General features: G+C 41.3%; 10 protein-coding genes. 6 read left to right on the forward strand and 4 right to left on the reverse strand.

The window, feature by feature from the left end; genetic code table 11:
• Positions 1-37 precede the first annotated feature (37 nt).
• From ABC361_RS16445 to ABC361_RS16455, 3 genes are read right to left on the reverse strand one after another with little or no spacing between them, the layout of a single operon-like run.
• On the reverse strand, positions 38-745 hold the full coding sequence (locus tag ABC361_RS16445; RefSeq protein ID WP_099303623.1) for a TasA family protein: 708 nt from the start codon (positions 743-745) through the stop codon (positions 38-40).
• Complete coding sequence (locus ABC361_RS16450) at positions 726-1286, reverse strand: signal peptidase I (RefSeq protein WP_413074937.1); 561 nt, start codon at positions 1284-1286, stop codon at positions 726-728. The genes ABC361_RS16445 and ABC361_RS16450 overlap by 20 nt, the downstream gene beginning before the upstream one ends.
• Before the next feature lie 49 nt (positions 1287-1335).
• The gene (locus tag ABC361_RS16455; protein WP_413074938.1) at positions 1336-3729 is read right to left on the reverse strand and encodes a S8 family serine peptidase; all 2394 of its coding nucleotides are present in this window, start codon (positions 3727-3729) and stop codon (positions 1336-1338) included.
• 431 nt (positions 3730-4160) lie between these two features.
• Here ABC361_RS16455 and ABC361_RS16460 point away from each other — a divergent pair, with 431 nt between their 5' ends.
• The 5 genes from ABC361_RS16460 to phnE (ABC361_RS16480) all read left to right on the forward strand — a co-directional run bounded on the left by ABC361_RS16460 (position 4161) and on the right by phnE (ABC361_RS16480) (position 9492).
• A complete protein-coding gene (locus ABC361_RS16460; RefSeq protein ID WP_413075791.1) occupies positions 4161-5663 on the forward strand; it encodes an AbgT family transporter in 1503 nt (500 codons plus the stop codon).
• A 412-nt stretch (positions 5664-6075) separates the two neighbouring features.
• Positions 6076-7023, forward strand: coding sequence for a phosphate/phosphite/phosphonate ABC transporter substrate-binding protein (locus ABC361_RS16465; protein ID WP_413074939.1), 948 nt, complete (start codon positions 6076-6078; stop codon positions 7021-7023).
• Between the two features lie 111 nt (positions 7024-7134).
• On the forward strand, positions 7135-7935 hold the full coding sequence (phnC, locus tag ABC361_RS16470) for a phosphonate ABC transporter ATP-binding protein (RefSeq protein WP_413074940.1): 801 nt from the start codon (positions 7135-7137) through the stop codon (positions 7933-7935).
• Positions 7904-8692 (forward strand): phosphonate ABC transporter, permease protein PhnE, encoded by a 789-nt coding sequence (gene phnE / locus ABC361_RS16475; RefSeq protein ID WP_413074941.1) that lies wholly within the window; start codon positions 7904-7906, stop codon positions 8690-8692. The genes phnC and phnE (ABC361_RS16475) overlap by 32 nt, the downstream gene beginning before the upstream one ends.
• Complete coding sequence (gene phnE / locus ABC361_RS16480) at positions 8689-9492, forward strand: phosphonate ABC transporter, permease protein PhnE (protein WP_413074942.1); 804 nt, start codon at positions 8689-8691, stop codon at positions 9490-9492. Before phnE (ABC361_RS16475) ends, phnE (ABC361_RS16480) begins: the two co-directional genes overlap by 4 nt.
• A 42-nt stretch (positions 9493-9534) precedes the next feature.
• Here phnE (ABC361_RS16480) and ABC361_RS16485 read toward each other — a convergent pair whose 3' ends face one another.
• The gene (locus ABC361_RS16485) at positions 9535-10542 is read right to left on the reverse strand and encodes a zinc-binding alcohol dehydrogenase family protein (RefSeq protein WP_413074943.1); all 1008 of its coding nucleotides are present in this window, start codon (positions 10540-10542) and stop codon (positions 9535-9537) included.
• Between the two features lie 130 nt (positions 10543-10672).
• Here ABC361_RS16485 and ABC361_RS16490 point away from each other — a divergent pair, with 130 nt between their 5' ends.
• Positions 10673-12187, forward strand: coding sequence for a CocE/NonD family hydrolase (locus ABC361_RS16490; RefSeq protein ID WP_413074944.1), 1515 nt, complete (start codon positions 10673-10675; stop codon positions 12185-12187).
• Positions 12188-12192 lie beyond the last annotated feature (5 nt).

Genomic DNA, 12192 nt, shown 5'->3' on the forward strand with positions numbered 1-12192 from the left:
CGGTCTCGGCATATGCCAGACCGGTCTCTTCTCACGATTAATATTCAGACCCATTATCTGTTTGTTTCGCTAAAACTTCCAGAACAGCTTGATAAACAGCCCCCTGGTATTCATTTCCAGCATTCGCATCAAGCTTCACACCAAAATTAAGGTCAATGTACTGCCCCTCGTCAAGCTGCCAAAATTCATTATCCGTTCCTGATTGCGCTCCATCCCCTAAGAAAAGCTCACCAGTGTTTTGGTCGTAATCACTTTCATCCACTAATGCAACTAAAACCTCAACATCATCGGAACCTGCATTCGATGCAGCTGAAAACGTCTGAACTTCATTCGTTACGCCGTTGAAAAGTTGATCCAAACGGTACTGTGCATCTTCATAAACATCTCTTCCTGGAGCGACAGTATACTTAAGCGCAATATACCCGACTTTGTAAGCGTCAATTGGCACTTCTAAGTTAACGTTGTGTGCATAAGTCGCTTGCAAGTGTGTATCAAGGGTCCCCGTATTTTCAACGGACAACCAATCCCCAAAGATGAGTTGAGATGGTGCAAAGTTTGACGCTTCCACAATTGATCCATTGATGTCTTCACCATTGTTTAACTCCAACGTTCCCCCTTGAATCTCACCAGTTGCTTCCACTGAATCTGTGAACCAGGCAAATGACCCTGTTGATGTCGCTGTAAAAACTAATGCTCCTGCGAATGCCGTACCTAGTAATGAGAGTTTAAGTGCTTTCTTTTTCATAAAGTTGCTCCTCCTCAGGTTTCTTATGGTTTTTTTGCGTAAATTCCATGATGGTTATAATGAGAAAAATGACTAAAGGAATAAAAACAACATAGCGCATATCAACATTATTTTGAATTGACTCGGAGATCAGCCCGATTTTTGGTATCGTGAAGCGGTGAACACCTACAATTTGCTCATCAACAATGGGGAGTCGATCTTCAATAGAGTTATTATCTCCCTTCGTTGTGTAAAAGGTTTTCCCGTCTTCCCTTTCTTCACCAACAATTCGATGGGTAAACAAGCGGCGTTCTGGCGTCATATACGTGACGACATCCCCATTTCTTACGTCTTCATTTTGTTCGATAATAATCACGTCGCCGGCATGAAACGTCGGCTCCATACTATTGGACAACACGGTAAAAGAAGTGTAGCCAAATAGTTCGATTCCTGCGCCTTCTTCGCCATTACTTTGCATAAAAACAAGCAACACAACGAAGAACAGAAATGAAAAGATCGTCATAAGCACTAAGCGGATACTTGTCCAGATTTTTTTTGCCATATGTTACACCCTTAGTAAGAAGGGGAGACGCTCTCCCCCGCATATTCTTTTATGATGCTGGAATTGACGCCACAACAGGTTGACCAATTGGTAGGTCCGCAATTGCCTGTTCAGACACATACGTTCCAAATGGGACACGGTACACTTCAGATGAATCATCTTTATTCGTGAAGACCATATAGCCACCATATAATCCTTGTCTCGCAATTTTCGGTGCAACTAAGAAACTATTGCTCGTAACTGTTTCACCAGCTGGAACGGTAATCGACTTATTTGTCTGCAACGTCATCCCACTTGCTCCTGCTGGTAGCGTGCCGTTCACAGCTTCAAATTGGGTTTGAACCGTAAATGATTTTGCTTCGTCACCTGTATTTGAAATACGAAGGCTTTGAAGCTCACGAATATTTCCTGTTGCCGTGCTCACTGGTCCAAAGCTTAGTGCGCCTGTACGGTCAGGGATTATCGTTAGTAAGCTATCTTCAACATGTAAAGCGTCCATCGTTGATTGGAACATCATTGTTGAATCAATCGCCGCTTGTGGATCTACACGACCAGCACCTACCTCAAAGACATTGTAATCATTCGTTAATGGTACAGATGTGTTCATTAATTTGGTTTTCACTTCTGCTGGCGTTAACCCTTCATTTGCTTGAAGCATTAGCGCTGCGATCCCCGCTACGTGAGGGGAAGACATGGATGTACCGGAAGATCTTCCATATGAAAATTCATAATCACCGATAAACTCCGGTCCAGACATGTAGCTTGGAACAGTTGACAATACATCTACACCAGGGGCTACTACTTCTGGTTTAATTGCGGCTGTATAATTCACAGGACCTCTCGAGCTAAAATCAGCCAGTGTGTCGCCAATTGTCGTGAAAGCACTCATATCACCAAACGTTACCGTTGAATCTTCATTGAGTAAGTCGACAATCGCTCTACCTTGTTCATACGTGAGTGAGAAACCTGGAATATAACCACGGCTCGCCCCAACATAAACAGGATTATGACCTGCACCTGGAAGATTGTTATAAATAATAATACCGGCTGCACCAGCATCTTTTGCATTGGCAATTTTATCGACAAATGCAAGATCTCCTCTAGCGACAATTGCAACTTTGCCTTCTACATCAATTTCTGCAAACTCTTGCACGCGTCCCAATCCAGCTTCAACAAGTTCGAACGTTTCTCCAGTAAATTCTTCAAGAGAGGTTTCGAATGATTCTGAAATAACACGCAAATCTCCAGCCAACGTTTGATTCGCTACATTGTACTCGCTTGTAAATTCAGGCACTTCAATTGGCACATTGCTCGCACCTACTGAAATAGGCAAAGCGGCAGAACCAGGAGCTCCAATTGTGTATAGCCCACTTCTTCCACTATTACCTGCTGACGTGACAACCGTTACGCCTGCTAAGACCGCATTATTTGTTGCGATGCCCGTTGGTGCAATCGGATTATTCGTTGCGCTTCCTAACGAAAGGTTAATCACATCCATTCCATCTTCAACAGAGCGCTCAATTCCTGCAATGACACCAGAGGTCGCACCAGAGCCATATGGTCCAAGAACACGATAAGCATAAAGATCTGCATCAGGTGCTACACCAGTGACTGCGTACTCAGACTCATTTTCGCCTGTACCGTTCGTTGTTCCACTTACGTGCGTACCATGACTGGTGTAATAAGAACGGTTACCACTATCAAACTCTGGTAAACCTGATGCTAACCAATCTTCATATGTTGCTTCCATTGGGTCATCATCATCATCGACAAAGTCATATCCGCCTTTATAGACATCTTTTAAATCTGGATGGTTGTAGTCGACACCTGTATCAAGTACACCAATCTTGATACCTTCTCCCGTTAACCCGTCAATATGTAAATCGTTTACTCCTAAGAAAGGAATGCTATCTACCATTGTCGCGTCTACTGGTTCATCGTGTTCTTTTGTATCAACTGGATGGATTAGTTCGACTTCTTCATCGTTGTAAATCGCTTTTATTTCTTCATATTGCAGCAACTCTTCCACTTTATTTGCTGGTAACGTAAGCGCTGCACCATTAAAAATTGTCGTATAAGTAAAATTTACAGTGTAATCGATTTGATCTTGTTCTTGTTCAGAGAAAACATCGCCTAAAATTCCTGCGAACGTTTCTTGTGACTGCTCAACGTTCTCTTGTGCCTCTTCTTCCGACAACGCTTCGCCTTCCTCTTCAGCTAACGCGAGCGCCACTTGTTCTGACAACTCTTCTAGTTCGACAATAATCGAAACTTCTTCTTCACTATCAAGATCAATTGATTCAGGTAAGAGAAGCTTTCCATCGAGATTTTCCTCAGCTTTTACTTGCAAAGACGGCAAAGTAAAAGAACTCGCAACCATACAAAAAGACAGTGCAACTACAGACAATGTCTTTGTACAGTTTAATTGTGTCGTTTTTTTCAAATGCGGTCACCCTTTCAAACGATTATTGTCTTGCTTAATCGAATTATATCGAAAATGCAGAAAACAACAATTATTTTTTCAATTCTTTTACTTATTTGCCAAACCATTTTTATTCTGTGACAAAAGTCTGAAATAATCGACAATTATACCGATAAATTACACATTATTTCAACATTTCCGTATTTCCCAATATCGATTATCCAAACCTTGACTAAAAAAAAACCATTCTATATACTCACTTTTTGTAGAACGTATTTCCCTAAAATATTGGGAATAAAAGTAAGGTACTTAGTCCTACTTACTTATCTCAAATATTGGGGATTGTATCCGTCGTTCATTGTGATAGACTTGTTCTTTTAGATTACTTGAAAAGAGGGAAGATCGTGGCACAACAACAGAAAACAGGCTTCTTCTCGCGCACGTTTAATCGAATGTTAAACGGTGTGGAATGGCTTGGTAATAAATTGCCTCACCCAGTTACGCTGTTTGCGATTTTAGCTGTTCTCGTTATTATTGCGTCAGCTATTTTTTCAGCATTAGATGTAACCGTTGATGACCCTACTCAGCCCGGCGAAACCTTGCAAGTTGAAAACTTGTTAAGTGCTGATGGGATTCAATACTTATTCACAAGCATGGTTGATAACTTTATTAACTTTGCTCCATTAGGCGTCGTGCTTGCAACAATGATTGGAATTGGTGTAGCAGAGCGAAGCGGATTAATTGGGGCCGCCCTTCGAGGAATCGTTACATCTGTACCGAAACGACTTGTCACAGCAGCTTTAATATTTGCTGGTGTTCTATCAAGTATGGCTGTCGACGCAGGATATGTGATTTTACCTCCACTTGGAGCGTTAATTTTCTTATCACTCGGACGTCACCCACTCGCTGGTATTGCCGCAGCATTTGCAGGGGTATCTGCCGGTTTCGGGGCAAATATTTTTGTCACGTCACTCGATCCATTACTTGGCTCACTCACAATGGAAGCCGCAGCAACGGTTGATCCAGAGTACGCAAGTGGCCTTAATTATCTAATGAACTATTACATCATGGTCGCTTCTGTTTTCTTACTAACGATTGTCGGAACATTTGTTACAGAGAAGATCGTTGAGCCACGATTAGGAACGTTTAAAGGAAAAGCAGAAGAAGGCGAAGAAATTACGTACCTTTCTAAAGTTGAGAAAAAGGGATTGGTGTATGCCGCCTTAACAATTGTCGGACTTATTGCGCTAGCATTGCTACTCGTTGTTCCTGAATGGGGACCGTTACGTGGAGATGGCGATAGTCCAATACTAAATTCACCATTTATGGACGCACTTGTTGCGATTCTTTTATTCATTTTCCTTATCCCAGGAATTGTTTACGGCATTGTTACAAAAGAAATTCGAAACGATAAAGATGCTGCTAAACAAATGTCCGACACAATGGCTTCAATGGGCATGTTCATCGTTCTTGCCTTTACAGCAGGACAGTTTGTTGCTTACTTTGAAGAAACCAACATCGGTCTTGTCTTAGGTGCTTTTGGAGCGGAATTGCTCGAATCTTTACAAGTCGGCGGGATTCCACTTATTCTTGGTTTTATGCTTGTTTGTGCAGTCATAAACCTCTTTGTCGGTAGTGCCTCTGCAAAGTGGGCCATTATGGCACCGGTATTCGTACCACTGATGATGGACTTTGGCTTTTCACCTGCTACCACACAGGCAGCATACCGAATTGCGGATTCAACAACGAATATCATTACACCAACGATGACATACTTTGCCATGGTCATCGCATTCGCTCAGAAATATGACAAGAAAATTGGGATTGGTACACTCGTTTCAATGATGCTCCCATACACAATCTTCTTCTCGATTACATGGACCCTTATGTTTATTATTTGGATTCTACTTGGAATTGATTTGGGACCTGGTGCACCAATCTATTATGAACCTTAAACATTTGAACAAAACGACTGGAGTAAGGATACTGATCCTTGCTCCAGTTTTTTTATCTCTATATATTAAGGAAAAAAACCGTCTAGCTCTGTCAGGAAATCTCTCAACATTCTTTTACGATTTACTTAAAAGGTACAATTTCTTTATACATGGTTTACAAAAATCGATTATACTAGACTTGTTTCCTCATTTTACTAGTTTATCGTTGATTGACCGGCAATTATTTTCAAAAATTTAGCACATATTTTCTTTTCCTATTAATACGGAACCCATTGGTATTCTTACGTTTTTTACTTTATTCGTTTACAGCACTACATGAAAGCGGTAAAAACGGTTATTGACGGTTTTATAAACTATATCTACAATAATCGAGGAAGCTACATTTTCAACCAAACTTTAGGGGGATCTACAATTGAAAAAAAAGGTGTTCGGTTCAACGTTTGTAGCAGTAACAGCTCTTATGCTTGCAGCATGTGGTGGAGACAGTGATGACAATGGTGGAAATGGCGGCGGGGATGATGCCGGGAATTCAAACGATCCAACAGATGTACTGAATGTGCAATTTGTTCCATCTCAGAATGCAGAAACACTTGAAGCAACAGCTGCACCATTGGAAGAATTGCTTTCTGAACAATTAGACGGTATTGACGTAAATGTTTCTGTATCCACAGACTACTCAAGTGTTATTACAGCTTTAAGTTCAGGTACAGTCGATGTAGGATTTTTACCTCCAAACGCGTACGTGACAGCGAAAGAAGAAGGATTTGCTGAAGTCATTCTTCAATCATTACGTTATGGCGTAAATGAAGAGGACGGTTCACCAACTGACGAATTAGTTGATGGATACAAAGCACAATTTCTTGTGAGAGAAGATTCTGACATTGAAACAATTGAAGACGTTGAAGGATCAACTGTAGCATTCCAAAATAGAACCTCATCTGCTGGATATGTATGGCCAGCTGCAGCTTTGTTAGATGCAGGAATTGACCCGGAAGCAGACGTTAATGGCATTGAGCGACAAGGGCATGACCAAGCAATTTTAAGTTTGCTTGATGAGTCTGTCGATGTAGCTGTAACGTTCCAAGATGCACGTAATACAGTTGCGAATGACTTCCCTGACATTTGGGAGACAACACGCGTCATTGCCACAACTGAAATGATTCCTAATGATACGATTTCTGTACGCTCAGACATGTCTGAAGATTATCAAGAAAAATTACAAGAAGCATTCATTGCCATTGGTCAATCAGAAGAAGGTCGTCAGATCATTTTTGATGTATATTCTCACGAAGGCTATGTAGAATCTGAAGATAGTAATTTTGATATTGTTCGCGAATACGCAGACCGTATCGAAGAATAACATATATACGCTCATAGAGCCCGTTCATCCTAAATGTACGGGCTCTCTCAATAATTAAATACTTTTATAAACCTATTAGATTTGACGATTGAACAAGAAAGTTGGGACGTAATGATTGAAATCAAGAATGTGTCTAAGACGTATCCAAATGGCACAAAAGGACTACAGAACGTTAATTTAACAATTGAACAAGGCGAATTTGTTGTTATTGTCGGTTTATCGGGTGCCGGGAAGTCCACCTTACTTCGCTCCATTAATCGATTAAATGACATTACAGAAGGTGAAATTCTCATAAATGAGCAATCAATTACAACCGCAAAAGGCCGTACTTTGCGAAAAATTCGTCAGCAAACGTCGATGATCTTCCAAAGTTTCAACTTAGTGAAACGTTCATCCGTTCTACGAAACGTACTTTCAGGTCGTGTTGGCTATCACAGCACGCTCCGTACAGTACTAAACTTATTTCCAAAATACGATGTAGAACTTGCGTTGCAAGCATTAAATCGTGTCAATATTTTAGAAAAAGCTTATTCCAAAGCAAGTGAATTATCTGGAGGACAGCAGCAACGTGTTGCCATTGCTCGAGCGCTAGCACAAGAACCGAGCGTGATATTAGCCGATGAACCAACCGCTTCTCTTGATCCCTTAACAACGAAACAAGTCATGGATGATTTGAAGCGAATTAATCAAGAAGACAAGATTACGACAATCGTTAATCTGCATTTTATAGATTTAGCACGTGAATATGCCACTCGCATCATTGGCTTGCGTGCAGGAGAAGTTGTGTTTGACGGTCCAGTATCTGAAGCAACGGACGAGAAATTCGCTGAAATTTATGGACGCCCGATTCAAGAGGATGAGCTTTTAGGGGAGGATATACATGAGCCAACCACTCCACCAACAACTAACTAAACCACCTAAAACAAAGCTCTACACAACGCTCCTTCTCATTCTAGCCGTCATTTTAACGAGTGCCTGGTATATTAATGCTGATCCCCGTATTTTCCTTAGTAATTGGGATAATGCGTTAGATATTATCATTCGAATGTTTCCACCAGACGTTACATTCTTTATTGAAGCAACTCCAGCCATGCTTGAAACCATTCGGATGGCATTAATTGGGACAACGTTTGGAGCCATATTAGCGATTCCAATTTTATTTTTTTGTGCAGCAAACGTGGCTACACCTATATGGATTCACCAACCTGCTAGAATTGCGCTAAACGCTCTACGTACCGTTCCTGATATTTTACTCGCTGCCATTTTTGCTGCGATCCTTGGATTTAATACATTGGCTGGGATTGTTGCCTTAAGTATTTTTTCTATTGGGGTTATCGGTAAACTTTCTTATGAAGCAGTGGAGAACATTGATAAAGGACCACTTGAATCGATGACGTCTGTTGGGGCCAATAAAATTCAGTGGATTGTTTTTGGGGTCGTCCCACAAATGTTGCCACAGTTTACTTCTTACGTTCTTTATACGCTAGAAATTAATGTACGAGCCGCAGCCATTTTAGGAATTGTTGGTGCAGGTGGAATTGGTCGCTTGTATACAAACTCACTAAATACTTTTCAGTTTGATCAAGTACTCGCATTAATTCTCTATACATTGTTAGTTGTTTTAGTAATAGATTTTATTAGCTTAAAAATTCGGGAGCGCTTAATATGAGTGATTTAAGAAGTAAGGTTAAGAGACCGAAGAAAAACCGTATCAAAACAGCTTTTATCATTTTGATTTTACTTTTATTATATGTTTGGGGATTTGCAGGTATTAATTTTAGTGGAATCTCCCCTAATGCAGGTACCGTTACATCCGCTATTCTTGATGGTTTCCTTAATCCAGAGTGGGATTACATCTATCGTCCTGGACAAGAAGATTTAATTCAAAATTTACTTGAAACCTTTGCCATTGCGCTTGTGGGCATAACGTTGTCCATTGTATTGTCGTTTCCGATTGCGTTTTGGGCGGCTCGCAACTTAAGCGTAAAACGTATTATTTCTGGTTCTGGTAAATCATTTTTGAGTTTCTTCCGTACCTTCCCCGACATCGTGATGGCGTTGCTTTTTATCACCATTGTCGGACCAACTCCTTATGCAGGAATGCTCGCCCTTGGCGTTAGTGCCATGGGGATGCTAGGGAAACTGTATGCAGAGGAAATTGAATCGATTGATCCAGGCCCTTCAGAAGCACTTGTTGCGGCTGGAGCCAATAAACTACAAGTTCTTTTATTTGCGGTCGTGCCACAAGTCTTGCCTGGCTTCATTTCTGCGACCCTGTATCGTTTTGAAATTAACCTTCGTTCCGCAGCTACGTTAGGAATCGTTGGTGCAGGTGGAATTGGTGCGCCACTAATTTTTGCAATTAATGGCCGAAGCTGGGATCGGGTTGCCGTCATTCTAATCGGATTAGTGTTGTTCGTTTTAGTGATCGACTTAATTTCTAGCGCGCTACGTAAAAAAGTGATTTAACAAGAAAAGCGATTGGCTGTGAGCCAATCGCTTTTTTCTAATCTAGTGTTGTTCAATCACAAGCTTCCCAATCATCTTGCCTTCTTCAAGCTGTTTATGTGCTTGTCTCAAGGTATTGTCGTTTAAAGGCGATAGCACCTTTGTCATTGTGTGACGCAGCTCCCCGCGTTCAAACATCCCACTCATTTTTGTTAACATCTTATGCTGTTCAATTTGATCATCCGTTTGAAACATCGCGCGCGTGAACATAAACTCCCAAGCAAATATGACGCTCTTTGCACGAATTTTTTGCATGTCCAACATATCTTTATTCTCTACAATCGCACAAATGGTGCCTTGTGGTTTAATACATGTTGCCATCCCGTCCCAATGTTGGTTCGTATCCGCTAAACACAAAATGTATTCAACCTCTTTATAACCGATTTCTTGTAGTTGTTCATGAAGATTTTGACGATGATTCACGACATGATCGGCTCCAAGTGTTTGACACCATTCTTTTGTCTCTTGTCTAGAAGCAGTAGCAATCACGTTTAGCCCTTGCTGTTTGGCAAGTTGAATCGCAATTGAGCCTACACCACCGGCACCACCAATTATAAGGATTGCTTTTCCATTGTCTTGGTGGCTTATTTTCATTCGGTCGTACAGTGATTCCCACGCCGTAATCGCAGTAAGTGGCATTGCTGCCGCTTCTGCAAACGTTAAGGTTGATGGCTTTTTCCCAACAAGACGCTCATCGACAAGCTGGTATTCCGCATTTGAACCATTTCGTGTAACGTCACCGGCATAGTACACTTCATCTCCCACTTTAAAGAATGTACATGCCTCTCCAACAGCTGTTACAATCCCCGACGCATCAAAGCCAAGTATACGTAGCTGTTCTTCTGGTTCCTTTTTAGCCATTCGCTGCTTTGTATCAACAGGATTTACCGATACCGCTTTCACTTCAATTAACAGATCATGCCCCTCTGCTGTTGGGGTTTCTACCTCTTCATTTCGCAAACTGTCTTCGTTCTCAATTGGTAAGTACTCGTACAATCCTACTGCTTTCATCCAAATCCCTCACTTTAGAACGCTTTCTTTAAGAGTAAACAATTAGCCACTTCCTTGTCTACTCTATTGCATTTCCTTTATAAAATTAGTACCTTAAGAGAATGAAATCAAAAAGAAAAGCAGGTTATGAATGATGTCACGTTCCTTATTAATTGAAAAAGACGTGCCCTGTCGCATGCGCGATGGCGTCACACTCTATGCAAATATTTACCGACTAAATGATCAAAACACCTATCCTGTGCTGTTAACGCGTGTGATTGACGGGAAGGATTCACATCTCTTTCGCCCAACAGATCTGATGAAATTAGTAGAAAAAGGCTATGTTGTTATCGTTCAAGATGTACGTGGACGATTTGCATCAGAAGGAACATTCACTCCCTTTTTTCATGAAGAAGAAGACGGCTCTGATACAATTGATTGGGCGGTTCACCTCCCCTACACGACCAGTAAGGTTGCTATGTTTGGTGAAGCGTATAGTGCCTACACACAATACGCTGCAGCAAAAGCCGCTCCTCCTCATCTTTCTGCCCTGTTTCCAGTTCATTTAATTGAATCAAAGCAAGCTTTTTCACATCGAAACCGCTTCTTAAACAGTAAAAAAGTCATTGATATGGCACTATCGCTCACAAAAAATATAATTGAAAAGCGCGAGATACAAGCGGAACATAAAAGAGATCAGCTTTTTCATTTGTTTGCTTATCAAGACCGTCAAGAAGCTCTCTACCGCTATCAGCCCATTCAAAAACTACCTGTTTTTAAAATGCTTGGCGTTCAAGAGCTTTTTACAACACTTATTAAAGAGTCTCCTGTTGAGACGGATTCGCTTACGTATCCACCGTCCTATTTTTTGACTGGTTGGTATGATGACGCGCTTCCCCATACGTTACGCGCTTTTCAAACAGCAACAAAACAAGATTCGGATCGCCATCTCTTGCTTGTGGGCCCATGGACTGGAAATCGCTTAGAAACCGTTCAGTCTTTCGGATATACAGCACATATTGACACCATGGCAAATGGAGGAAGCTTAACAGACTTTCAACTTCGGTGGTTTGATCGCTGGCTAAAAAACGAAAAAAACGGCATCGATGATGATGCTCAAGTGTTGTTGTTTGTCATGGGCATCAATAAGTGGCGGAAAGAGAAAACATGGCCTCTGGAACAAGACGAGCAACGACATGTACCTTTTACGTTTATAACAGAAGAAACGCCACATCCTTTTTCACTTATGCGGAGTAAAGACGACAAACAGCTAACGTTTATTAGTACACCTTTTCAAGATATCCATGAGCTTATTGGCACTCCTTCTTTGCAATTGCATGTAAACCAAGACGTCATGGTGGAGTCGTTTTATATTCGACTGCTGGCTGTTCCTAAAGATGGGGCTGCTTTTCAAATTAGTGATGAACTCGTAACAGTTTCTGCAGAGACATTGGATGAAAATACATTGAAAATTGAGCTTAGTCCAGTCGCTTATCATTTTAAGGTAGGAGATCGCATGAAGGTGGAGGTGACAAACGTACCCAACCACATCTATCGTTCACATTCGGAAAGCTCTGTGGAGAGTTCTCTTCTAGCGCTTGAACCTTGTTTCTTCCATCAACATACACAATTTGTTTTACCAGTCGCTACACAGCCATTGCGCTAACAAAA

Source organism: Shouchella phoenicis (genome assembly GCF_047238345.1).
Lineage (GTDB): Bacteria > Bacillota > Bacilli > Bacillales > Bacillaceae_D > Shouchella.